Here is a 22,176-nt window from a genome sequence, read left to right on the forward strand (position 1 = left end):
GCGCGAAAGTGTCATCTTCGCCCAAAGAAAAACCCCAACCGGGTAACCGGTTGGGGTTTTTTGTGGGGCTTTCAGAGCGCTCAGGCTTTCTTTCGACTCGCCAGCGCTGTGACCGCATAGCCAATACAGGCTGCCAGGATCGACCCGGTCAGGATGCCCATCCGGTCCTCACCTGCGAATTCACTGGCGCCGGGCACAAACGCCAGGGAGCCGACAAACAGGCTCATGGTGAAGCCGATGCCGCACAGGATCGCCACACCCAGCACCTGGCCCCAATTGGCGCCGCTGGGCAGGGTGGCGATACCGGTCTTGATGGCCAGCCAGGTAAGGCCGAACACGCCGATGGTCTTGCCGATCAGCAGGCCGGCGGCGATGCCCATGGGCACGTGGTGGGTGAAGCTGTCCAGGGTGACCCCGGTCAGCGACACGCCAGCGTTGGCGAAGGCGAACAACGGCAGGATAGCGTAGGCCACCCATGGATGCAGGGCGTGCTCCAGGGTCAGCAGCGGCGAGGGTTCGGCATTTTTGGTGCGCAGCGGAATGCAGAACGCCAGGGTTACCCCGGCCAGGGTGGCGTGCACGCCACTCTTGAGCACGCAGACCCACAGGATCAAGCCGATGATCATATACGGGCCGAGTTTGACCACGCCCAGGCGGTTCATCGCGATCAAGGCAACCAGGCACGCGCCCGCGCCCGCCAATGCTGCATTCGATAATTCGGCGGAGTAGAACACCGCAATGACGATGATAGCGCCCAGGTCATCAATGATGGCCAGGGTCATCAGGAACAGCTTGAGTGACACCGGCACACGTTTGCCGAGCAGGGCCAGAACGCCGAGTGCGAAGGCGATGTCGGTGGCCATCGGGATTGCCCAGCCCGCGAGTGCGGCCGGGTTGTCCTTGTTAAGTGCCCAGTAGATCAGGGCCGGCACTACCATGCCGCCAATCGCGGCCGCGCCCGGCAGTACTACTTGCGATGGCTTGGACAGGTGACCGTCGAGCAACTCGCGTTTGACCTCAAGGCCGATCAACAGAAAGAACAGCGCCATCAGGCCATCATTGATCCACAGCAGCGCTGGCTTGGCGATTTGCAGCGCGCCAACCTGCGCCACTACCGGCGTATCGAGGAAGGCGCCATAGAGGTGCGCCAACGGTGAGTTATTGATGATCAGCGCCAAGGCGGCAGCGGCGATCAATAACAGACCGCTGGCGGCTTCCAGCTGGAAGAAACGGGTGAAAGTGCTACGCAGAGGCAAGGGATGCTCTCCAATCCAGGTTCAATAGGTGGGTACCCTAACCCGTACCGTTAGTTGTTAAAACAAAAGTTATATTCTTATTTGTTATAAGCAACGGGCGAGATCGGCGTTGCGCCAAAGCCTAGCAATTGTGTGTCTAATTGAGTCGTCACTGTATCTGTGTGCAGTGTAGGAAACCCCCTAAAATCGGGGCTGAAACCTTCAGAGACTCACCTCATGAACGACCACCGTACCTGGGCTCGCGAAGCCGTCCGCATCATCGAAGCGGACTTCCAGCGCAGCGCCGACACGCACCTCATCCCTCTGCCATTGCCGGGGCTGCCGGGTATCGAGTTGTACTTCAAGGATGAGTCCAGCCACCCCACCGGCAGCCTCAAACATCGGCTGGCGCGTTCGCTGTTTTTGTATGCACTGTGTAATGGCTGGCTCAAGCCGGGTGCGCCGGTGATCGAAGCGTCCAGTGGCTCTACTGCAGTGTCGGAGGCGTATTTTGCGCGCTTGCTCGGCGTGCCGTTTATCGCGGTGATGCCGGCCACCACGTCCCAGGCGAAGATCGACCAGATTGCCTTCTATGGTGGCAAGAGCCATCTGGTAAAGGATCCGACGCAGATCTACGCCGAGTCCGAACGCTTGGCGAAGGAAAGTGGCGGTCATTTCATGGACCAGTTCACCTACGCCGAACGTGCGACGGACTGGCGGGCAAACAACAACATCGCTGAGTCGATTTTCCAGCAGATGCGTTTTGAGCACTACCCGGAGCCGAGCTGGTTGATTTCCAGCCCCGGCACCGGTGGTACCACGGCGACCCTGGGCCGCTATGTGCGTTATCGCCAGCATTGCACCCGCGTGCTGTGTGCCGATGCCGAGCGTTCGGTGTTTTTTGACTACTATCAGACGGGCGATGCCAGTTTGCGTCTGGAGTGCGGTTCACGCATCGAAGGAATCGGCCGGCCACGGGTCGAGGCGTCGTTTTTGCCCAAAGTGATTGATGCGATGGTCAAGGTGCCGGATGCGCTGTCATTGGCGGCCATGCACTACCTGGCCGAGCGGTTGGGGCGGCGGGTGGGTGGTTCCAGCGGGACTAACCTGATCGGTGCTTTGGTCGCGGCGCTGCAGATGAAAGCGGCGGGGGAGTCGGGGTCGATCGTGGCGATCTTGTGTGATGGGGGCGAGCGGTATGCGAACACATACTACGATCAGGCGTGGTTGGCGCAGCAGGGGTATGAGCTTAGTGGCTTGATTGCAGCGGTTGCGGCCAGTGTAGAGAAGGGTGAGCCGTTGCCTGCCAGCGTCCAGCGCGCCAATATCTGACACACCCAATAAACCCATGTGGGAGCTGGCTTGTTGTGGTGAGGGAGCTTGTTCCCGTTGACTGCGCAGCGGTCTCCGGCTTTTGAGGGGCGCTTCGCACCCCAGCGCAAGCAAGCTTGCTCGCCACAACAAGCCAGCTCTTACATTTGATCCGGGTTGGCTGTAAGAAGTGCTTAAGCCTCAATACCCAGCATATCTCGCGCCAGCGCCTCGGCAATCCGAATCCCGTCAACGCCCGCCGACAGGATGCCACCGGCGTAACCGGCGCCTTCACCGGCCGGGAACAGGCCTTTTACGTTCAGGCTTTGCATCGATTCGTTACGGGTGATGCGCAGCGGCGACGAAGTACGTGTCTCGATACCGGTCAGTACCGCATCGTGCAGTGAGTAACCTTTGATCTGCTTCTCGAACGCCGGCAGCGCTTCACGAATCGCCTCGATGGCGAAGTCCGGCAAGGCCAGTGCCAAATCGCCCAGGGCCACCCCCGGTTTGTACGACGGTTCCACGCTGCCAATGGCCGTGGATGGCTTGCCGGCGATGAAGTCGCCGACCAGTTGCGCCGGCGCCTCATAGTTGCTGCCGCCGAGGATGTAGGCGTGGGACTCGAGGCGCTCCTGCAGTTCGATACCGGCCAGCGGGCCACCCGGGTAATCCACCTCAGGCGTGATGCCGACCACGATGCCGGAGTTGGCGTTGCGCTCGTTCCGCGAATATTGGCTCATGCCATTGGTGACCACGCGGTTTGGCTCGGAAGTCGCCGCCACCACGGTGCCGCCCGGGCACATGCAGAAGCTGTAGACCGAACGGCCGTTCTTGGCGTGGTGCACCAGTTTGTAGTCGGCGGCGCCCAGTTTCGGGTGCCCGGCGTATTTGCCCAGGCGCGCTGCGTCGATCAGTGACTGCGGGTGTTCGATACGGAAACCCACCGAGAACGGCTTGGCCTCCATGTACACGCCGCGGCCGTGCAGCATGCGGAAGGTATCGCGGGCACTGTGGCCCAGGGCCAGGATCACGTGCCTGGAGAGGATCTGCTCGCCGCCGTCGACGACTACGCCGTGCAACTGGCCATCTTCGATCAGCACATCCGTGACGCGCTGTTCAAAACGTACCTCACCGCCGAGGGCGATGATCTGCTCGCGCATGTTTTCCACCACACCGGTGAGGCGGAAGGTGCCGATGTGCGGTTTGCTGACGTAGAGGATTTCTTCCGGCGCGCCGGCCTTGACGAACTCGTGCAGCACTTTGCGGCCGTGGAACTTCGGGTCCTTGATCTGGCTGTAGAGTTTGCCGTCGGAAAAGGTCCCGGCACCGCCTTCACCAAACTGCACGTTGGACTCGGGGTTGAGCACGTTTTTGCGCCACAGGCCCCAGGTGTCTTTGGTGCGCTGGCGCACTTCCTTGCCGCGTTCGAGGATGATCGGCTTGAAGCCCATCTGCGCAAGCAGCAGCCCGGCGAAAATGCCGCAGGGGCCAAAACCCACCACGATCGGCCGTTCAACCAGGCCCTGCGGCGCCTGGCCTACCACTTTGTAGCTGACGTCCGGTGCCGGGTTGATGTTGCGGTCATCGGCGAACTTGAGCAGCAGGGCGGCTTCACCCTTTACGTTCAGATCGATGGTGTAGATGAAGCACAGCTCCGACGATTTCTTGCGCGCGTCGTAGCTGCGTTTGAACAGGGTGAAATCGAGCAGGTCATCACTGGCGATGCCCAGGCGCTGCACGATGGCAGGCCGCAGGTCTTCTTCGGGATGGTCGATGGGCAGCTTGAGTTCGGTGATTCGTAACATGACGGTATCCGGTAGGCGGCGGGCTTCGATGCCGGCTGTTTTGCAAACCGGCGATTATAAGCCCCAAAGGCTGATTCCCGTCATGTTAAAACAGCCCAAGGCCGAATCAGTCGTCCCGCGAGCCGCCGAATGACGCACAACCACGCTGCACCTGACCATTGACCCGCAATTCGGCGGTCATGTGCTGCAAGCTGCCGCTGACGGCATCGATGCAGCGTTGTGGGGCTACCCATAGTTCGATGTGCTGGTTATTGGCTTCGGTCATCAGGTTGAAACGGCCGTCACCCAGTTGCTCTTCGACAAACGGCACCGCCAGTGGCGGCTGGCCTTCGCGCTCCAGTACCATGCCTTTGCCGGTGACGTTCATCGCCCAGGCCGGTTTATGGCCGTTGGCCCGCAGAATCATGCGTTTGAAGTCCGGGTCGTTGCAGGCCGAGGTCGAGCGCTCTACGCGATACAGTTGTTGCAGGTCGACCGAACCCTGGGTGCCGCTGGCAACCCCGGAAAACTTGCCACGCAAATCGGCAAACAGCACCCCTTGCTGGCCGGCCAGCGACGCGGCTTCCTGCAGCACGCTGGTGCCGCCGGTGTCGTTGACCACGTAGTTGCGTTTGTCGCCGCACGGCTGGAACAACAGTTTGCCGCCCACTGCCGTCAGTTCACCCTGCATGCGGGTCATTCCGACGGTAGACGGTTTGGCCGGTTCGCTCTCGAACATCTGGCAAGCGGTGAACAGGGGCAGCAGGGCAAACAGAGCAAGGGTACGGGCGGCGCGCATTATCGGGTCTCCAAACAAGTGCCGCCACGTTACGCAGGCTCGCACCGCACCACAAGCCCGTTCGCCGGGTTCAGGCGATTCTGACAGACGTCAGATTTCAGCCAACAATGAAAATCTGACCTGTCTGCAAGCCCTCGACACTTTTCGCGTAGGCCAGCGCCACATCTGCGCCTGGAGCCGGTTTGTAGCCGCGGAAGTACGGGGCGTAGCTGCCCATGGCTTCGAGCAGGACGGTCGGGCTCACCGAGTTGATGCGCAAGCCGCGTGGCAGTTCAATCGCCGCCGCCTTGACGAAGGCGTCCAATGCGCCATTGACCAGCGCGGCCGACGCACCTGTGCGGATCGGATCGCGGTTGAGAATGCCGCTGGTAAAGGTGAATGAAGCACCGTCGTTGGCGTATTCGCGGCCGATCAGCAGCAGGTTGACCTGGCCCATCAGCTTGTCACGCAGGCCCAGTTCAAAGTCGGCTTCGCTCATGTCACCCAATGCCACGAAATTCACACTGCCTGCCGCGCAGACCAGTGCGTCGAACTTGCCGGTCTGCTCGAAGAGTTTGCGGATCGACGCGCTGTCGCTGATATCCACCTGGAAGTCGCCGCCGTTACGGCCGATGCTGATCACCTCGTGACGCTGCGCCAGTTCCGCCTTGACCGCTGAGCCGACCGTGCCGCTGGCACCAATCAATAGGATTTTCATCGTGCTGTTCCTCCAGGGGATTAAGTGAGGTTTCAGTCTAGGGTGGCTTTTTAAGTGGATAAACGTGGTAATAGGCAACCTTTGGTTTTCAAATGGAAACAATCCATGAGCGAAATGGATGACCTGGCGGCTTTTGCCGTGTTGATCGAGGCGGGCAGTTTTACCTTGGCGGCGGAGCAGTTGGGCTGCAGCAAGGGCCAATTGTCCAAGCGCATCAGCCAATTGGAAGCGCAGTTTTCGGTGGTGTTATTGCACCGCACCACGCGCAAACTCAGCCTGACCGCCGCGGGCGCGGCGTTGTTGCCCCAGGCTCAGGCGCTGGTGGCCCAGGTGGAGCGCGCCCGTCAGGCGTTGGCGCGGCTCAAGGACGATTTGGCTGGGCCGGTGCGTATGACCGTGCCGGTGTCGCTGGGAGAAACTTTCTTTGATGGCTTGCTGCTGGAGTTCACCCAGCAATACCCGCAGGTGCAGATCGAACTGGAACTGAACAACAGTTACCGCGACCTGGCGCGCGATGGCTTCGATTTGGGCGTGCGCATGGGGGCGATGGACAACGAGCGGCTGGTGGCCAAGCCTCTGCTGGCCTGGCATGAGATGACCTGCGCCAGCCCGGCCTACCTGGAGCAGCATGGCGAACCGCTGACGCCTGCGGATCTGGCTGCGCACACCTGCCTGCTCAACAGCCACTACAGCGGGCGCGAAGAATGGCTGTATCACCAGCAACATGAACTGCTGCGGGTACGGGTCAGCGGTACCTTCGCTTCCAACCACTACAACCTGTTGAAAAAAGCCGCCTTGGTGGGCGCCGGCATCGCCCGTCTGCCGTCCTACGTGTTACCGGCGGAACTGGCCGACGGGCGCTTGCGCTGGCTGCTGCGTGATTATCAAACGCGCAGCATGCCGATGTACCTGGTGCATCCTTATCAAGGTGGCCTGCCGCGCCGAACCCAAGTATTGGCCGACTACCTGGTGGACTGGTTCAGACGCAGCGGCGAAGCCCTGGATCGCCTTCAGCGGTAGCGGCGCGCGATCAGGTGATCGATCGACAGGCAGCCTGGGCCTTTGGCCACCAACAGCAGCAGCAACGCGATCCAGGTGCCGTGGGTTGGGTAGGCTTCCGGGTAGACGAACAGTTGAATGGTCAAGGTCATGCCGATCAGCGCCAGGGCTGAAAAGCGCGTGGCAAAACCCACCAGGATCAGCGCCGGGAAAAAGTGCTCGGCAAATGCCGCCATGTGCGCGGCCACTTCCGGCGACAACAACGGCACGTGGTACTCGCTGCGAAACAACGGCAGGGTCGAAGCCGCCAGCTTGGGTTCGCCCAATTGGAAGGTGCCGTTGATGATATCAATGGCAAAACCTTCGACCTTGGTCTGGCCGGACTTCCAGAACACCGCCGCAATGGAAAACCGTGCGAGAAAGGCGATCAGGCTGTAGGGGATTTTTTCGAACAGTGCGATGGCCCGTTTTACCAGGCAAGTAGGGTTAGCGTTCATGGCGTTTCCTTTTGTTCTGTGTGCAATTGAGTGATGGCGTCGTGGCTGATCAGCAGTGTCAGGCAGTGGTTGAGGTCGAATTCGGCCGATGCTTCAAGCGCGTGCTCTACCGCCATTTCCAGGCCTGATCCCTGGTTAAGGCTGTTGATAAACGCTACCGAACCGCTGTCGATGGCGAAGACCTTGACCGCCAGGCCCTGGCGCAACACCAGTGCACTTTGGGCGTACCAGGGGTTCAAAGTGGCGATGGCACCCTCGGTCTGGTGCGCGGCCCATACCGCAACCACGGCGTAGGGCGAATGCATGGTGGCCAGGGACGGATGCAGGTGCAGGCGTAGTTGCCCCAGGTCGACGGGGCCTTGCAGTTGTTCAAGGATGGCCTGCTGATTCAGTGGCTGGGTGTCTGCGGCGTGATAAGCACGTACCCGCAAGCGTTCCAGGCGTGCGACGTCCGCCAGGTAAGGCACGCTCGCGGCCGGTTCGAACGCCTGGATGAACGCGGCAAAGGTGCTGCCGTACTCGCTGATCAGCGGGCTGTCGGGCGGGCTGGCTTGCACGTACAGGCCGGCCATCGCGCGGAAAAACTCCTCGCCCACCAATTGCAGCGTCACTGGGTAAGCGGCGGCGAGCGCGTTGATCAGCGAGCTGTGGACATTGTTTCGATACACCGCAAAACGGCTGGCCGGGTCGGCGCCGTTGCTGCTGAACAACCCGTCGGGGCAAGCCTGTTCGGCGTCGAGCAAGGCGCCGGCAAATGCAGCTTGATCGCTCATAGCTTCAATACCTTCGCCTGTGACAGATGCCAGTCGGCGTGTTGGGCTTCGGCGTGCAACACGCTGAAGGCGGGCACCTGGTTGTCCCGTTCGATCAGCGTGGCCACCGGGCCGGTGTGCTTGAGCACGTGTTCATAGAGCTGCCACACCGCGTTATCGATGGGCGCGCCATGGTCATCGATCAGCAGGCGGTCGCCCAGGCTATCGGTGTCTTCGGCAAACCCGGCCAGATGAATCTCACCGACGGCCTTCAACGGCAGTGCATGGAGGTAGGCCAGTGGGTCGCGCTGATGATTGATGCACGACACATAGACGTTGTTGACGTCCAGTAACAGCCCGCAACCGGTGCGCCGGATGATCTCGCTGATGAAGCCCGTCTCGTCCAGGGTCGAGCGTTGAAATTGCAGGTACGTCGAGGGGTTCTCCAGCAGCATCGGCCGCTTGAGGGTGCTTTGTACCTGATCGATATGCTCGCACACCCGGAGCAGGGTCGCGGCGTCGTAGGCCAGCGGCAGCAAGTCATTGAGGAACACCGGGCCGTGGCTGGACCAGGCCAGGTGTTCGGAAAAAGAGTGGGGTTGATAGAGTTCGATCAGCGTGGCCAACCGTGCCAGGTGCTCACGATTAAGCGGGCCTTCGCCGCCGATGGACAGACCCACGCCATGCAATGACAGTGGGTACTGTTCGCGTATCAAACCCAGGTAGTGATGAAACGGGCCGCCGGCGACCATGTAGTTTTCGGCGTGCACTTCAAAAAAACCGATATCGGGCGAGGTCTCGAGCACTTCAATAAAGTGCTCGTTCTTCAGCCCCAGCCCGGCCCGATGAGGGAGGCCGGGCACCTGAGCCGGTGAGACCGTGTGCTGGGGTAAAAGCGTCATCATCAGTACTCAGGTTTTGCAGGGTTTCAGGACTTGGCGGTGAAGGCCGCTTCCTGGCCAAAACCGGTCGGCGAGGTGGCGCTTGGGGTCTTGCCGCAAGTGCCGGCTGGGACCAGTTTCCACGCGTTGGCCTGGTCTTTGACTTTCGAGGTAGCGGCGCAGGTAGTACCGGCGCCTGCAGCGCAATCGTTCTTGCCGGCTTCGGCGACACCAAAGCACTTGTCCATTTTTGCTTCGTCAGCGTGGGCCATGTTGGTCAGGGCGGAAAAGCTCAGGGCCGAACCCAGGGCCAGAGCGAGGGTAGCGGCGGACAGCGAACGGGATTTAGTAGTCATGGTGTAACTCCAGCAGTGAGGTTGAGGTGGCAAGCATGTTTGCCTGCTTACTCCACTAGAGGCAGCAGAGCGAATTTCGTTACAAGCCCATCGAAAAAACTTTCAATAAAAAAGGGGAGCCGGTTTCCCAGCTCCCCTCAAACCCAGCATTTAATGGCTTTTATCAGCCGCCCAAGTAGGCCTCACGCACTTTCGGATCTGTGAGCAACTGCTCCCCAGTGCCCTGCATCACCACCCGGCCGTTTTCCAGCACGTAGGCGCGGTCGGCGATTTTCAGCGCCTGGTTGGCGTTCTGCTCAACCAGGAACACTGTCACACCGTCCTTGCGCAGTTGTTCGATGATATCGAAGATCTGCTGGATGATGATCGGTGCCAGGCCCAGCGAAGGCTCGTCGAGCAGCAACAGCTTGGGCTTGCTCATCAGCGCCCGGCCGATGGCGAGCATTTGCTGCTCGCCGCCGGACATGGTGCCGCCGCGCTGGCTGAAGCGTTCCTTGAGCCTCGGGAACAGGTGCAGCACCTTGTCCATTTGCTCTTGGTAGTCGCCCTTGTCGGTAAAGAACCCGCCCATGGCCAGGTTCTCTTCCACGGTCAGGCGCGAGAACACACGGCGGCCTTCGGGCACCACGGCGATGCTCTTGCGCATGATCTCGGAGGAGGCCTGGCCTACCAGTTCTTCACCCATGTAGCGGATGCTGCCGCTGTGGGCTTGCGGCGACCCGCACAGGGTCATCAGCAACGTCGATTTGCCGGCACCGTTGGCGCCGATCAGCGTGACGATTTCACCTTGGCGCACTTCCACGTTGACGCTGTGCAGCGCCTGGATCTTGCCGTAGAAAGTGGAAACGTTTTCGAATTGCAGCATTTTACGCTTCCCCCAAATAGGCTTTGATCACTTCCGGGTTGTCGCGGATCTGCTCCGGCGTACCGTTGGCCAGCGGTGTGCCCTGGTTGATCACTACGATATGGTCGGAAATGCTCATGACCAGTTTCATGTCGTGTTCAATCAACAGCACCGTGGCGTTGTTTTCCTCACGCAGCACGCTGATCAGCGCCTTGAGGTCTTCGGTTTCCTTGGGGTTCAGGCCGGCGGCCGGTTCGTCGAGCATCAGGATCCGCGGGCGGGTCATCATGCAACGAGCGATTTCCAGGCGGCGTTGCTGGCCGTAAGCCAGGGTGCCGGCGGGGCGGTTGGCAAACTCGGTGAGGTTGACCTTGTCCAGCCAGTACGCCGCGTATTCCATAGCCTCGCGCTCGCTCTTGCGGAACGCCGGGGTCTTGAACAGGCCAGCAAAGAAGTTGGTGTTCAAGTGACGGTGCTGAGCGATCAACAGGTTTTCGACCGCCGTCATGTCCTTGAACAAGCGCACGTTCTGGAAGGTACGCACCACGCCCTTGCGGGCGATCTCGTGACCGGCCAGGCCCTGGATGGGTTGGCCATCCAGCAGGATGCTGCCACCGCTCGGCTTGTAGAAGCCGGTGAGGCAGTTGAACACCGTGGTCTTGCCGGCGCCGTTCGGGCCGATCAGTGCCACAACCTGTTTCTCTTTGACGGTCAGGGCTACGCCGTTGACCGCGAGCAAACCGCCGAAGCGCATGCTCAAATTGTCGACTTTCAGGATCTCGCGGCTCATTTGCGCAGCTCCATGTGTGGGCGTTGCATCGGCAGCAGACCTTGAGGACGCCAGATCATCATCAGCACCATCATGGCGCCGAACATCAACATGCGGTATTCGCTGAACTCACGCATCATTTCCGGCAGCAGGATCATCACGATCGCCGCGAGGATCACGCCCAACTGCGAGCCCATGCCACCCAGTACCACGATGGCGAGAATGATCGCCGACTCGATAAAGGTGAACGACTCCGGGGTCACCAAGCCTTGGCGCGCCGCGAAGAAGCTGCCTGCAAAACCCGCGAAGGTTGCCCCGAGGGTGAATGCCGAGAGTTTGATGACGGTTGGGTTCATGCCCAACGCACGGCAGGCGATTTCATCTTCGCGCAATGCTTCCCACGCACGACCGATCGGCATGCGCAGCAGGCGGTTGATCACGAACAGTGCCGCCAATGCCAGCAACAACGCCACCAGGTACAGGAACACCACTTTACTCACCGGGTTGTAGTCGATCCCGAAGTATTCGTGGAAGGTCTGCATGCCTTCGGCTGCGGTGCGGTCGAACGACAGCCCGAAGAACGTCGGCTTGGGGATGCTGCTGATGCCGTTGGGGCCACCGGTGATATCGGTGAGGTTACGCAGGAACAGCCGGATTATTTCACCGAAGCCCAGAGTCACGATCGCCAGATAGTCACCGCGCAGGCGCAATACCGGGAAGCCCAGCAGGAAGCCAAATGTGGCCGCCGCCATGCCGGCCAGTGGCAGGCAGATCCAGAAGCCCCAGCCCAGGTAATGCGAGAGCAGCGCGTAGGTGTAGGCACCCACGGCATAGAAGCCCACATAGCCGAGGTCGAGCAGACCGGCCAGGCCCACCACGATGTTCAGGCCCAGGCCCAGCAACACGTAGATCAGGATCAGGGTGGCGATGTCGACGGCGCCGCGCGAGCCGAAGAACGGCCAGATCAACGCGGCAACGATCAGACCAATGATGATGTAGCGCTGAGTGCGCGGCAGCGTCAGGAATTGGCTGACCTTGGGCGACACTAACGGGCCACGGTTGCCTTTGAGCAACGCACCGACCTGCTGGGTGAACAGCACGCGCAGGAACATCAGCACCGAGCACAGGGCGATGATGGTCAGGGTCACGGGACCGGTGCCATGCACTTCCAGGTTGATGCCGACGATGCTCAGCTTGAGGCCAAGTACCGGAAAGGCCACGGCCCAGACCAGCAAGGCGCTGAAAAACGCCGATTTAAGATATCTGCTCATACTTTCTCAACCTCCGGACGGCCCAAAATGCCGGTCGGACGGAACAACAGCACCAGAACCAACAGGCCGAACGCCACGACGTCCTTGTACTGGTCGCCGAACACGTCGGCACCAAAGGCTTCAGCCACACCCAGCACCAGCCCGCCGAGCATCGCGCCCGGAATACTGCCGATGCCGCCCAAAACCGCCGCGGTAAAGGCCTTGAGCCCTACCAGGAAACCGGCGTTGGGGTTGATCACGCCGTACTGCATGCTCAGCAGCACCGCCGCAACGGCCGCCAGTGCAGCACCGATCACGAAGGTCAGGGCGATGATGTTGTTGGTGTTGATGCCCAACAGGTTGGCCATCTTGATGTCTTCGGCGCAGGCCCGGCAGGCGCGCCCCAGACGGGAGCGGGAAATGAACAGGGTCAGGCCGAGCATCGCCACCAGGGTGACGACGAAAACCAGCACCTGCATGTACGAAATCAGCACTTCTTGTGCGCCACCTGGGCCGAAGGAGAAGCTCCCCGGGATCAGGTTGGGAATGGACTTGTCCTTGGAGTCCTGGGACAGCAATACGGTGTTCTGCAGGAAAATCGACATGCCGATGGCGGAAATCAGCGGGATCAAACGGTTGCTGCCACGCAAGGGGCGGTAGGCGACGCGCTCGATACTGTAGCCATAGGCACTGGTCACGACGATCGATGCAAGGAACGCAGCGGTCATCAACAGCGGCAGGGAGTGGATACCCAGCATGGCCAGCCCGGCAAGGGCGATGAAGGCCACGTAGGAACCAATCATGTACACCTCGCCATGGGCGAAGTTGATCATTCCAATGATGCCGTAAACCATTGTGTAGCCAATGGCTATCAAGGCATAGGTGCTGCCAACGGTCATGCCGTTAACCAGCGTTTGGAAAAAATGATAGATCTCAGGCATTACAGCGCTCCTAAAAACCCGATACGCATTTCACTGGTGGAGTCATTTCCGGCTCGGTGCCCTGCTCTGTGATCAGGTTGCACGAAGCGTTTGCCAGCGAACCGCTGGTGACGGTTTTAAGATTTTCAGGTGAGCCAGCGCCCGGATCGCGGGTGACAGGCCCATAAACCTCGTAAAACAAAGCCCACTGCTCTCACAGTGGGCTTGTTGGACCAGTAACGCCTGGCTTACTGAGGGGAAACTTCGGTTTTTGGTTTACCGAAGTGCCATTCGTAGACCACGAATTTGAAGTCCTTCAGGTCGCCCTTGGCGTCGAAGCTCAGATCGCCGGTTGGGGTCTTGAAGGTGCCGGCGTGGATGGCAGCAGCCACTTTGGCGGTGTCTTCGCTTTTCGCGGCAGCGATACCGCCGGCGATCACTTCAACGGCCGAGTACGCCGGGAACACGAACGGACCGGTTGGGTCCTGCTTGTTCTTGGTGAACTCTTCAACGATGGCCTTGTTGGCCGGGTCGGTGTCGAAGGATTTTGGCAGGGTAACCAGCAGGCCTTCGGAGGCGCCCTGGGCGATTTGCGAGATGGAGTCGTTACCGACACCTTCTGGGCCCATGAACTTGGCGTTCACGCCTTTTTCCTTGGCCTGGCGCAGGATCAGGCCCAGCTCTGGGTGGTAGCCGCCGTAGTAGACGAAGTCGACGTTGGCTTGCTTGAGCTTCTGGATCAGCGAGCCGAAGTCTTTGTCGCCAGCGTTGATGCCTTCGAACAGGGCGACTTTCACGCCTTTCTTCTCGAGGGTCTGTTTAACGGCGGTGGCGATGCCTTCACCGTACTGCTGTTTGTCGTGGATAACAGCAACGACTTTTGGCTTCACGTGGTCGGCGATGTAGTTGCCGGCCGCTGGGCCTTGAGCACTGTCCAGGCCGATGGTGCGGAACACCAGCTTGTAGCCACGGGAAGTGATTTCCGGGCTGGTGGCAGCCGGGGTGATCATGATCACGCCTTCGTCTTCATAGATATCGGACGCTGGCTGAGTGGAGCTGGAGCAGAGGTGACCGACTACGAACTTGACGCCGTCGTTGACCACTTTGTTGGCTACGGCAACGGCTTGTTTTGGATCGCACGCATCGTCGTATTCTTTCGCTTCAAGCATTTTGCCGTCGACACCGCCCTTGGCGTTGATGTCAGCGATTGCCTGCTTGGCACCCATGAATTGCATGTCGCCGTATTGCGTCACTGGACCTGTTTTAGGGCCGGCGATACCGATCTTGATGGTGTCGGCTGCGAACGAATGGCCGGCAACCCCAGCCAGGACCATAGCGGCAAACAGTTTGGAAATCTGCTTAGTAGCCTTATTCATAGTGCTCCACTCTTACTGTTGTATTTTTTATAGTTCTAGCGGCCTTGTGAGCTGCAGAACCGGATCAGATATCGCGGATATCCCCCCGGCATTGCCCTGGCAACTGTACCGGTACAGTGTAGAGCGCCGGTTCATCGCTTGAAAAGCTGGCTGCTGGGGGCAAACCTTGGGTATGTCGCTTTAATGAAAGAAAAAGACAGAATTGCGGCGGGCTGATGCCAGAGTTTCAGGCAATCCTTGGCTTTCCTGACACTTTCGTTCGGTGCCTCAATTGCAACTGGGTTTTTCTGCCTGACGCCTGACGCTATGATTGCGCCGATTTTTTATTCAGGTGAATTCCCATGACGCAAGAACCTAGCACCCTCTATGCCAAGCTGCTCGGTGAAACCGCCGAAATTTCCTGGAAGGAGCTTGAACCGTTCTTTGCCAAGGGTGCCCTATTGTGGGTCGACTCTGGCCTGGATTTGATCGAAGCGGCCGAAGGAATGGCCGAGGATAACCGCGACAAAGTCGCTGGGTGGCTGGCCGCAGGGAGCCTTGGCGAAGTGTCTGCGACGCGGGCGTTGGACCTGGTTAAGCGCGATCCAGGCCTGTGGGCGGTGGTGGTTTCGCCGTGGATTCTGATCCAGGAAAGGGCGGCGTAAGAGAGACTTGCACTATAAAGGTGCGTGTTTTTTCGCCGGGCAAGTGTGTAGCGGAGTAACCGCTGGCGCCGTGATGGCATCTTGCCGTAGAGAAAGGTCACAGGTGACGGTGACGTAAGCGTCACGGGAACAGTTTTGCGCGAAGCCAAACGCCTGGGGAATTGTTTCTAGGTGTGGCAAAGCTGTAGATAGTCGGTGACTGACAGATTGCTTTCACGAGCAAGCCCGCTCCCACATTCGACCGCACCCTGTCAGCAGGAACTCAGTCGAATGTGGGAGCGGGCTTGCTCGCGAAGGCAGTGACTCGGTCTAGGCGGTCTTGCCAGTATGATTATTCAACGAAATAACCTTGGTCTTGCCGATCCGATGGCGGTAAATCTCGCGCAAGTACTTGATCGCCTTCTTCACGCAATCCCGTGACAGGCGAATATCGTTGATCGACACAAACTTGTCCTTGTCGTTGATCAATTCGCGGTACTTCTTCTCATACATCGGCTTGATCGCGTACCAGTTGGTATCGAGGATCTTCGCCGGGTTTTCAAACTCATTGAGCAGCTCGTCGATGCGGTCTTCATCGAAGTCCTCATGGATGATGAAATCCAGGATCGAGTTGTCGAGTGTCTCGTCGAACCGGTACGGGTTACGCGCAAAACAGCGTTTGATAAACGCCACGATCAGGGTCAAAAAATCATCTGACAGGCACGGGCTCTTGGCGATCAACGTGGTCAGCGACAAGTTGGCCGAGGCGCCGATGACCAGCGCATAACGCTTGAGCGTGGTATTGGGAAACAGGCTGTTGAGGTGTGTCTTGAGCCGGTTGAGGTCCATGTAGGACAGCTTGTAATCCTTGGGCAACGACACAATCGACACCACCGACGAGCAGTTCTTGAAGAAGTGCAGGTCATGCAGCGCCGCCGCGTCATAGCCGGAGTTCTTGTATTGCTCCAGGGACGCCTTGTAACGCTTGGATTCGATCGGCAACAGGCTGATGCCTTCGATGGCCTGGGTGACCTTATTGAAGTGCGGCAGGTCGATGGAGCGGAAGAACAGGTCGTCGATATTCAGGCGCTGCGGCTCTTTATCGAACACCTTGAACTTGTCGCCCGAAGGCGCCGGGGTTTCGGGCACCACCGATTCGGCGTAGGCAATTGCCACCGGACCGGCCAGGCTCATAAACAGGTCGTTGGCATCCAGGCGGATGGTTTCGCCGATATCGATGCCGGCGCGCCGGAAGTAGTTCTGGTCATAATCGGTGGTCACCGCCTGGGCGGTGAGGATGTTGAAGATCTGCTGGGAGATGTACTGGTTGGCGTGTTTTTCCATGGCATTGACGTCGATGTTCTGGATATTGCCGTCATCGCTCTCTTCGGCATAACGCATGATGTCGTTGGAGATCAGCATCATCGCGTTCCATGGGCGGATGCGGCCTTTTACACTGGCTTCGCTGCTGTCTTCGTTGTCGAAGTTGTATGAAAAATCCCATTCTTCCGACAGGTATTTGCACAGCAACCGCCCGGCGTTGATGTGCAGCGCCTCGGACATTTCGCTGCGGTGGTCGGAGATATTCGGCAGCACGCAAATGCCGCTGGTGAAGATCGGCTCGAACACAAAGGCATGGCCGCTTTTGCTGTCGTGCTCGTCAGCGGGCTTGGTGTCGAAGGTCTTGTTCATGTACGAGTGTTGCTGGGCCAGGCCGAACTCCGAGGCCATGCCCGACCCCGTACCACCGCCGGCGCTGAAGATCGAAAAATACAGGCGCGACTGGTTGGCTTTGATGCCGCAGGAATCGATCAGGTACGAGTGAATCATCTTCCAGTCGGGGCTGGAAAAAAGCTGGGTGTCTTTGTTGAGGATGATCTTGGCCAGGTACTGGCCAAGGATCGGCGCGTTACCGGCGCCACCGGCGTGGACCTCCGAGAGGTCCATGATCTTCATCTTGCTGTAGTCGCGCAGGAAGCCGCTTTTTTCGCCCTTGCGCGAGAAGCGGATGCGCCCGGCAATGTCCTTGTCCAGGTCGCCCAGCATCACCAACGGTTCCACCAGGAACACCGGCTTGGTGGCCTTGCCGCCGCCCAGGCGCAGGTTGTTACGGATCCATTGGGCGGGGCTGTAGCCCTTGTCTGTCGATTTATCTTCGGTGCTGAATTCATTGAGGTAGAACTTGCGCGCGTTGTACACCAGCTCCGCCACGTCCAGCGCGATGTTCGAACCGCAGCGGCCCAGGCCGATCAGGCACACCGAGGGAAATTCCTGCTCACTGCGCGCACCCATGTCGCCGTCGGGCTGGGGCGGGCGCGGGAACACCATGTCGCGCAGGCCGTCGAGGTTATCGAGGATGCGGTCGGTATTGGTTTCGGTGAAGTACAGGTATTGCTGGGTAGACAGCGGTCGGGCGCTGCTCAATGACTTGGTGCTTGAGGGTTTCTCGGCAGGAGCGGTCGGCAGTGCGTCGCAGATCTCGGAGACAGCATTATTTTTGGAAGTCATTGGGCGCCATGTACCTGGACGGACGGCCCAAAAAATCCAGGCGCCATCACTGAATGAGAGTTCGCGACTTTACAGTGCGTCTGAGTCCGGGGCGCGCGGGTTTAACCTTTGGTTTCCAAGGGGAATCGGCGCCGGACTCTGATGAATCGGCCGTTCGTCGGCGTTCTTTAGGCGGATGATGGCTAAATGCCAAAATTTCGGCGTCAGCGAATTGGCCTGACAATGGACGGCGGCCCGATACGGCCTGCGCCGGGGTCTTTCGGCGCGAGGGCCTCTTTATTGCCCTCGACACTGAACGGGTAAAGCGGGTTACGCATCTGGATGCCCTGGATAACACCCACCACATCGCTCAAGGGCACAGCCGGGCTGAGCAGGTAACCCTGGATATAGTCGCAGCCGTGCCTGAGCAGCAGTTCGAATTGCGCCTGGGTTTCCACGCCTTCGGTGACCACCTGCAAGTGCAGGGTGTGGGCCATGCCGATGATCGCCTGGACAATCTCGACATCGGCGGTGGACTTGGGGATGTCCTGGATAAACGACCGGTCGATCTTCAGGGTGTTCAGTGGCAGGCGCTTGAGGTAGGCCAGCGATGAATACCCGGTGCCGAAATCATCAATGGCCAGCGAAACGCCCAAGGCACGGATCTGGCGCAACAGCGCCAGGGTGCTGCTGATATTGCCCATCAGCGCGTTTTCGGTGACTTCCAGTTCCAGGCGGCTGGCGGTGATCCCGGCAAAACGCAGGGCGGCCTCGATCTCATCGGCCAGTTCGTCACGGGCCAGGTTCAAGGCCGAGCAGTTCACGGCCATGGTCAGCTCGGTGTAACCTCGGTCAGACAGCAGGCTCAAATCGTGGCAGGCCTGACGCAATACCCAGTGGTCGAGTTCGGCAATCAACCCGTTGTTTTCAGCGATGCCGATAAACCGGTCGGGAGCCAGCAGCCCGTGTTGCGGATGCTGCCAGCGCACCAGCGCTTCCAGGCGGGTGACCTTGCCCAGTTTCATGTCGAAGATCGGCTGGTAGAACAGCACCAATTCATTGCGGCCGCGCAGCGCGGCGCGCAACTCCTCTTCCAGTTGCAGCTCAAGGAAGGCGCGGGTTTTAAGGTTGGAGCTGAAGAAGTTCAGGCTGTTGCGCCCGGCATCCTTGGACTGGTACAGCGCCAGGTCAGCGGTTTTAAGCAACTCTTCGCACGTCAGCCCGTCATCGGGGAACAGGCTGATGCCAATGCTGGTGGTCATCACCATGCGCCGCCCGGCCAGTTCGATCGGTTCTTTCATTTTTTGCATGATGCGCTGCGCCAGATGCCGCGCTTCGTCGCGATGGTGAATATTGATCAGGATGCAGAACTCATCGCCGCCAAACCGCGCGACCACATCTTCATGGCTGCGTACCGACCCCTTGATATGCCCGGCCAGCACGGTGAGCAGTTGGTCGCCGGCATCGTGGCCGAGGCTGTCATTGATGCGCTTGAAGTGGTCGATATCAAGGAAGATCACCGCCATCATGCCCTGACTGGCGGTTTTTTCCGCGACTTTTTCTGCAAAGATCTGGTTGAACCCACGGCGGTTGAGCAGGCTGGTCAGCGCGTCGAAGTGCGCCACTTGCTGCAGCGAGGCGCGGGCTTGGTCCAGCTCGCTAAGCAGGGCATTGACCCGGCGCAGGTCGCGCTCCTTGTGCTGCAGTTTTTTGTCGGCGAGGGCAGCGCTGACGCTGCTGCCGATCACCAGCAGGGTGATCACGGCCACCGACAGGCCCAGTTGAATCGGGTTGTTGTCCAGCGGCAACGACAGGTCAGCGCCGGTCGGTACCAGCATTTGCATGGCGGCCATGCCGGTGAAGTGCATGCTCAGGATGCCGGCGCCCAGCACCAGGCTGGCGGCGTATTTGAGCAACTGATGGAACACGCCGGAGCCGGTGCGCAGGTAGCTCGACAGCAACAGCGCGGCCAGGCTGGCGCCGATGGCAATGGCCACGGAGGCCAGGAACAGGTCGGTCCCGAAGTACACATTGGCCTGGGAGCGCATGGCCGACATGCCGACGTAATGCATCAACGCGATACCGATACCCATCCACACCGATGCCAGCAGGTATTGATGGAACCGCAGATGGGTATGACTGAGGGTTTGCATGGCGAACAGCGAAGCGATCAAGGCGATCACCAGCGAGGCGAACGTCATGAGCAATTCATAATGAATGGCGATAGGCGCCTGGAAGGCCAGCATGCTGATGAAGTGCGTCGACCAGATGCCACCTGCCAGGCAACCCGCTCCCAGCCAGCGCCAATGACGGCGGGCGGTAGGGTCTTCGACATGGCCGACGCGTTCAGCCATGTCCAGCGTGCCGAAGCCGGCTGCGCAAGCAACCAGATACGCCAGTAGCACCAGGAACGGGTTATGACTGCAATTGAGTAATAAATGCCCGTTCTCTGGCAGGTCGGTAAAAAAATGCAGACCCAGCCATTCCATAGCAAGCCCCATCATAGAGTCACGTCACAGCCTACGGCGATGACCTATGAAGTCGAGTATAGAAGCCTCGCGGGATTTGCCAGGGATAATGGCACTTTGCTCTCAACCATTTTGGCATGCCCGCCATAGCGTTTGATGCTAAGCGCTGATCGGCAGGTCCAATTCGAAAGGTGCCTCTAACGGCGGCAGGCCGAAGGCCGCGCGCGCCTTGTCGCAGTCGACGTTCTGCTCGCCCTGGCTCCACGACGCGTCGAACTCACGGCAGGGGCTTGAGCGTTGCTCATAGATGGTGCAACGGGTGCCTTTGCCGACCTCACCCTCAAGGCTGCAACACCTGGCGGGTTTCTGGTCGGTGCCGATCATCGCCACGCGGGTGGGGTTGATCTGCACCACCAGGTCATCGGGCACCGTGCCGCCCGATGAGGCGCACTCGCCCCAGAAGAAAGACACACGAAAGTGTGAACAGCAGGCACCGCAACTCAGACACGGACTGGCTTCGGACATGGGCGTCATCGATAAGAAAAGTAGGATGTGGGTGTTACGGAAGGCTCGCCATTCTATCCGTGCCATGGCGGTTGGGAAGGGGGGCGAGAACTTATATTTTCGTAGGGAAAGTCCCGTGGTTGCGGGTGAAATCATGCCCTATCAGCTTTACGAATCATTACAGACAAGCGTGCCTGGCCTGATTATGTTGCAAGTACCGGGCAGGATGCATCGGGCATCGCAGCTCTCATAACAATAAAAGAGACGGACCCATGCAGAACTCGACCCAAGCGGCGAATGCCTGGCGCATTCTGTTCCTGCTGTTCCTCGCCAACCTGTTCAACTTCTTCGATCGCACCATTCCCGCCATCATCATCGAGCCAATCCGCATGGAATGGCATTTGAGCGACTTTCAGCTCGGCATCATCGGCACCGCCTTTACCATTGTCTACGCCATCGCCGGCCTGCCGCTCGGGCGCCTGGCCGACACCGGTTCACGCAGCAAACTCATGGGCTGGGGCCTGTTCGCCTGGAGCGGGCTGACGGCGGTCAACGGCATGGTCGGCAGCTTCTGGACCTTTTTGCTGGTGCGCATGGGCATCGGCATCGGTGAAGCCAGCTATGCGCCGGCCGCCAATTCGCTGATCGGCGACCTGTTTCCCGCCCACCGACGCGCGCGAGCCATGGGCATCTTCATGCTGGGCCTGCCGTTGGGCCTGCTGCTGGCGTTTTTCACCATTGGCGCGATGGTCAAGGCGTTTGACAGCTGGCGCGCACCGTTCTTTATCGCCGCCGTGCCGGGGCTGATCCTCGCGATCTTCATGTTTTATATCAAGGAACCCAAGCGCGGCGCAGCGGAAACCGTGCAGGTCTCCCAGGAGCGCGTCGATCGCCCGATTCGTCGCGTTCTGGCGGTGCCGACCTTCCTGTGGCTGGTGCTGGCCGGGTTGTGCTTTAACTTCGCCACTTATGCGTGCAATTCATTCCTGGTGCCGATGTTGCAGCGCTACTTCCTGATGCCGTTGCAGGACGCGGCGGTGGCCACCGGCGTGATCGTCGGCATCACCGGGCTGGTGGGCCTGACCCTGGGCGGCTGGATTGCCGACAAGATTCATCAGCGGGTCGCCAACGGCCGGCTGCTGTTTGCCGCGTGCAGCTTGATTATCTCGACCATCACCACTGCCTGGGCCTTGCATGCCGGGCGCATTGAGATTGGCGTGTTTGTAGCGCTGTTCAGTGTGGGCTGGTTGTTCGCCTATAACTTCTACACCTGCGTGTACACGGCGATTCAGGACGTGGTTGAGCCACGCCTGCGCGCCACGGCGATGGCGCTGTTTTTTGCCGGCTTGTACTTGCTCGGCGGTGGCATGGGGCCAGTGGTGGTGGGCGGCCTGTCCGATCATTTTGCCCATTCGGCGATGTACGCCGATGGGGCTGCGCAGATGACCGAGGCGTATAAAGCGGTGGGGTTGCACGACGCCATGTACCTGATTCCGGTGGCGCTGTTCCTGACCATGCTGTTTCTGTTCCAGGCCTCGCGCAGTTTTGTGCGCGATGCCAAGAAGATGAAGGATGGGTTGGGGGCGGTGGAGGTGCCGGCTGCTGCCGCTGTAGCTTGATC

At 59.7% G+C, this 22,176-nt stretch carries 20 protein-coding genes; 4 read left to right on the top strand and 16 right to left on the bottom strand.

All coding sequences use genetic code 11. The annotated features are described in order from the left end of the window. Positions 1 to 80 precede the first annotated feature (80 nt). The gene (gene nhaA / locus ACTD9P_RS12970) at positions 81 to 1,256 is read right to left on the bottom strand and encodes a Na+/H+ antiporter NhaA (protein ID WP_438867995.1); all 1,176 of its coding nucleotides are present in this window, start codon (positions 1,254 to 1,256) and stop codon (positions 81 to 83) included. A gap of 216 nt (positions 1,257 to 1,472) precedes the next feature. On the opposite strand from nhaA, the gene ACTD9P_RS12975 reads away from it, so the two are divergent. Further along, positions 1,473 to 2,567 (top strand): PLP-dependent cysteine synthase family protein, encoded by a 1,095-nt coding sequence (locus ACTD9P_RS12975; protein WP_438867996.1) that lies wholly within the window; start codon positions 1,473 to 1,475, stop codon positions 2,565 to 2,567. Positions 2,568 to 2,740: 173 nt separating this feature from the next. Here the strand turns inward: ACTD9P_RS12975 and ACTD9P_RS12980 are convergent, their stop codons facing one another. The 3 genes from ACTD9P_RS12980 to ACTD9P_RS12990 form a co-directional block, all read right to left on the bottom strand. Beyond that, positions 2,741 to 4,354 (bottom strand): NAD(P)/FAD-dependent oxidoreductase, encoded by a 1,614-nt coding sequence (locus ACTD9P_RS12980; protein ID WP_438867997.1) that lies wholly within the window; start codon positions 4,352 to 4,354, stop codon positions 2,741 to 2,743. A gap of 106 nt (positions 4,355 to 4,460) precedes the next feature. Beyond that, on the bottom strand, positions 4,461 to 5,132 hold the full coding sequence (locus ACTD9P_RS12985) for a COG3650 family protein (protein ID WP_438867998.1): 672 nt from the start codon (positions 5,130 to 5,132) through the stop codon (positions 4,461 to 4,463). 97 nt (positions 5,133 to 5,229) lie between these two features. Then, positions 5,230 to 5,829 (bottom strand): short chain dehydrogenase, encoded by a 600-nt coding sequence (locus ACTD9P_RS12990; protein ID WP_438867999.1) that lies wholly within the window; start codon positions 5,827 to 5,829, stop codon positions 5,230 to 5,232. Between the two features lie 105 nt (positions 5,830 to 5,934). On the opposite strand from ACTD9P_RS12990, the gene ACTD9P_RS12995 reads away from it, so the two are divergent. After that, entirely contained in the window at positions 5,935 to 6,849 is a 915-nt protein-coding gene (locus tag ACTD9P_RS12995; RefSeq protein WP_056857487.1) for a LysR family transcriptional regulator, read from the top strand. Here ACTD9P_RS12995 and ACTD9P_RS13000 read toward each other — a convergent pair. The 9 genes from ACTD9P_RS13000 to ACTD9P_RS13040 form a co-directional block, all read right to left on the bottom strand. Beyond that, positions 6,840 to 7,325: a DoxX family protein gene (locus tag ACTD9P_RS13000; RefSeq protein ID WP_438868000.1), complete on the bottom strand. Its 486-nt coding sequence runs from the start codon at positions 7,323 to 7,325 to the stop codon at positions 6,840 to 6,842. The genes ACTD9P_RS12995 and ACTD9P_RS13000 overlap by 10 nt on opposite strands. Next, positions 7,322 to 8,098 carry an HvfC/BufC family peptide modification chaperone gene (locus tag ACTD9P_RS13005; protein WP_438868001.1) on the bottom strand — a complete coding sequence of 259 codons (777 nt, stop codon included), beginning with the start codon at positions 8,096 to 8,098 and terminating at the stop codon, positions 7,322 to 7,324. Before ACTD9P_RS13005 ends, ACTD9P_RS13000 begins: the two co-directional genes overlap by 4 nt. Further along, positions 8,095 to 8,982: an MNIO family bufferin maturase gene (bufB, locus tag ACTD9P_RS13010; protein WP_438868002.1), complete on the bottom strand. Its 888-nt coding sequence runs from the start codon at positions 8,980 to 8,982 to the stop codon at positions 8,095 to 8,097. Before bufB ends, ACTD9P_RS13005 begins: the two co-directional genes overlap by 4 nt. Positions 8,983 to 9,005: 23 nt before the next feature. Beyond that, positions 9,006 to 9,314 carry a BufA1 family periplasmic bufferin-type metallophore gene (gene bufA1 / locus ACTD9P_RS13015; RefSeq protein ID WP_438868003.1) on the bottom strand — a complete coding sequence of 103 codons (309 nt, stop codon included), beginning with the start codon at positions 9,312 to 9,314 and terminating at the stop codon, positions 9,006 to 9,008. Between the two features lie 163 nt (positions 9,315 to 9,477). Next, complete coding sequence (locus tag ACTD9P_RS13020) at positions 9,478 to 10,179, bottom strand: ABC transporter ATP-binding protein (protein ID WP_017137209.1); 702 nt, start codon at positions 10,177 to 10,179, stop codon at positions 9,478 to 9,480. Between the two features lies 1 nt (position 10,180). After that, positions 10,181 to 10,948, bottom strand: a complete 768-nt coding sequence (gene livG, locus ACTD9P_RS13025; protein ID WP_438868004.1) for a high-affinity branched-chain amino acid ABC transporter ATP-binding protein LivG — start codon at positions 10,946 to 10,948, stop codon at positions 10,181 to 10,183. Then, positions 10,945 to 12,198 carry a high-affinity branched-chain amino acid ABC transporter permease LivM gene (locus ACTD9P_RS13030; protein WP_017137211.1) on the bottom strand — a complete coding sequence of 418 codons (1,254 nt, stop codon included), beginning with the start codon at positions 12,196 to 12,198 and terminating at the stop codon, positions 10,945 to 10,947. The genes livG and ACTD9P_RS13030 overlap by 4 nt, the downstream gene beginning before the upstream one ends. Next, positions 12,195 to 13,118 carry a high-affinity branched-chain amino acid ABC transporter permease LivH gene (gene livH, locus ACTD9P_RS13035; RefSeq protein ID WP_017479358.1) on the bottom strand — a complete coding sequence of 308 codons (924 nt, stop codon included), beginning with the start codon at positions 13,116 to 13,118 and terminating at the stop codon, positions 12,195 to 12,197. Before livH ends, ACTD9P_RS13030 begins: the two co-directional genes overlap by 4 nt. A gap of 227 nt (positions 13,119 to 13,345) precedes the next feature. After that, positions 13,346 to 14,473: a branched-chain amino acid ABC transporter substrate-binding protein gene (locus ACTD9P_RS13040; RefSeq protein ID WP_017137213.1), complete on the bottom strand. Its 1,128-nt coding sequence runs from the start codon at positions 14,471 to 14,473 to the stop codon at positions 13,346 to 13,348. A 341-nt stretch (positions 14,474 to 14,814) separates the two neighbouring features. Between ACTD9P_RS13040 and ACTD9P_RS13045 the strand changes: the two genes are divergently transcribed. Continuing rightward, positions 14,815 to 15,117, top strand: a complete 303-nt coding sequence (locus ACTD9P_RS13045) for a DUF2288 domain-containing protein (protein ID WP_438868005.1) — start codon at positions 14,815 to 14,817, stop codon at positions 15,115 to 15,117. Positions 15,118 to 15,426: 309 nt separating this feature from the next. Here the strand turns inward: ACTD9P_RS13045 and ACTD9P_RS13050 are convergent, their stop codons facing one another. The 3 genes from ACTD9P_RS13050 to ACTD9P_RS13060 form a co-directional block, all read right to left on the bottom strand. Beyond that, on the bottom strand, positions 15,427 to 17,604 hold the full coding sequence (locus ACTD9P_RS13050) for a hypothetical protein (protein ID WP_438868006.1): 2,178 nt from the start codon (positions 17,602 to 17,604) through the stop codon (positions 15,427 to 15,429). Between the two features lie 203 nt (positions 17,605 to 17,807). Then, on the bottom strand, positions 17,808 to 20,072 hold the full coding sequence (locus ACTD9P_RS13055; RefSeq protein WP_438868007.1) for a putative bifunctional diguanylate cyclase/phosphodiesterase: 2,265 nt from the start codon (positions 20,070 to 20,072) through the stop codon (positions 17,808 to 17,810). A 138-nt stretch (positions 20,073 to 20,210) separates the two neighbouring features. Next, positions 20,211 to 20,576 carry a YkgJ family cysteine cluster protein gene (locus ACTD9P_RS13060; RefSeq protein ID WP_138816404.1) on the bottom strand — a complete coding sequence of 122 codons (366 nt, stop codon included), beginning with the start codon at positions 20,574 to 20,576 and terminating at the stop codon, positions 20,211 to 20,213. 251 nt (positions 20,577 to 20,827) lie between these two features. Here ACTD9P_RS13060 and ACTD9P_RS13065 point away from each other — a divergent pair, with 251 nt between their 5' ends. Beyond that, positions 20,828 to 22,174 (top strand): spinster family MFS transporter, encoded by a 1,347-nt coding sequence (locus tag ACTD9P_RS13065; protein WP_438868008.1) that lies wholly within the window; start codon positions 20,828 to 20,830, stop codon positions 22,172 to 22,174. The last annotated feature ends 2 nt before the right edge of the window (positions 22,175 to 22,176 follow it).

This window comes from Pseudomonas onubensis (assembly GCF_965653655.1).
GTDB lineage: Bacteria > Pseudomonadota > Gammaproteobacteria > Pseudomonadales > Pseudomonadaceae > Aquipseudomonas.

What these genes read in the sequence shown, in the direction of transcription:
- bufB (WP_438868002.1), bottom strand. Translation starts at nt 8,982, where the DNA reads ATGATGACGCTTTTACCCCAGCACACGGTCTCACCGGCTCAGGTGCCC.
- ACTD9P_RS13055 (WP_438868007.1), bottom strand. Translation starts at nt 20,072, where the DNA reads ATGGAATGGCTGGGTCTGCATTTTTTTACCGACCTGCCAGAGAACGGG.
- ACTD9P_RS13045 (WP_438868005.1), top strand. Translation starts at nt 14,815, where the DNA reads ATGACGCAAGAACCTAGCACCCTCTATGCCAAGCTGCTCGGTGAAACC.
- livG (WP_438868004.1), bottom strand. Translation starts at nt 10,948, where the DNA reads ATGAGCCGCGAGATCCTGAAAGTCGACAATTTGAGCATGCGCTTCGGC.
- ACTD9P_RS12990 (WP_438867999.1), bottom strand. Translation starts at nt 5,829, where the DNA reads ATGAAAATCCTATTGATTGGTGCCAGCGGCACGGTCGGCTCAGCGGTC.
- ACTD9P_RS12995 (WP_056857487.1), top strand. Translation starts at nt 5,935, where the DNA reads ATGAGCGAAATGGATGACCTGGCGGCTTTTGCCGTGTTGATCGAGGCG.
- ACTD9P_RS13005 (WP_438868001.1), bottom strand. Translation starts at nt 8,098, where the DNA reads ATGAGCGATCAAGCTGCATTTGCCGGCGCCTTGCTCGACGCCGAACAG.
- bufA1 (WP_438868003.1), bottom strand. Translation starts at nt 9,314, where the DNA reads ATGACTACTAAATCCCGTTCGCTGTCCGCCGCTACCCTCGCTCTGGCC.
- ACTD9P_RS13050 (WP_438868006.1), bottom strand. Translation starts at nt 17,604, where the DNA reads ATGACTTCCAAAAATAATGCTGTCTCCGAGATCTGCGACGCACTGCCG.
- livH (WP_017479358.1), bottom strand. Translation starts at nt 13,118, where the DNA reads ATGCCTGAGATCTATCATTTTTTCCAAACGCTGGTTAACGGCATGACC.
- ACTD9P_RS12975 (WP_438867996.1), top strand. Translation starts at nt 1,473, where the DNA reads ATGAACGACCACCGTACCTGGGCTCGCGAAGCCGTCCGCATCATCGAA.
- ACTD9P_RS12985 (WP_438867998.1), bottom strand. Translation starts at nt 5,132, where the DNA reads ATGCGCGCCGCCCGTACCCTTGCTCTGTTTGCCCTGCTGCCCCTGTTC.
- ACTD9P_RS13040 (WP_017137213.1), bottom strand. Translation starts at nt 14,473, where the DNA reads ATGAATAAGGCTACTAAGCAGATTTCCAAACTGTTTGCCGCTATGGTC.
- ACTD9P_RS13030 (WP_017137211.1), bottom strand. Translation starts at nt 12,198, where the DNA reads ATGAGCAGATATCTTAAATCGGCGTTTTTCAGCGCCTTGCTGGTCTGG.
- ACTD9P_RS13060 (WP_138816404.1), bottom strand. Translation starts at nt 20,576, where the DNA reads ATGTCCGAAGCCAGTCCGTGTCTGAGTTGCGGTGCCTGCTGTTCACAC.
- ACTD9P_RS13020 (WP_017137209.1), bottom strand. Translation starts at nt 10,179, where the DNA reads ATGCTGCAATTCGAAAACGTTTCCACTTTCTACGGCAAGATCCAGGCG.
- ACTD9P_RS13065 (WP_438868008.1), top strand. Translation starts at nt 20,828, where the DNA reads ATGCAGAACTCGACCCAAGCGGCGAATGCCTGGCGCATTCTGTTCCTG.
- ACTD9P_RS12980 (WP_438867997.1), bottom strand. Translation starts at nt 4,354, where the DNA reads ATGTTACGAATCACCGAACTCAAGCTGCCCATCGACCATCCCGAAGAA.
- ACTD9P_RS13000 (WP_438868000.1), bottom strand. Translation starts at nt 7,325, where the DNA reads ATGAACGCTAACCCTACTTGCCTGGTAAAACGGGCCATCGCACTGTTC.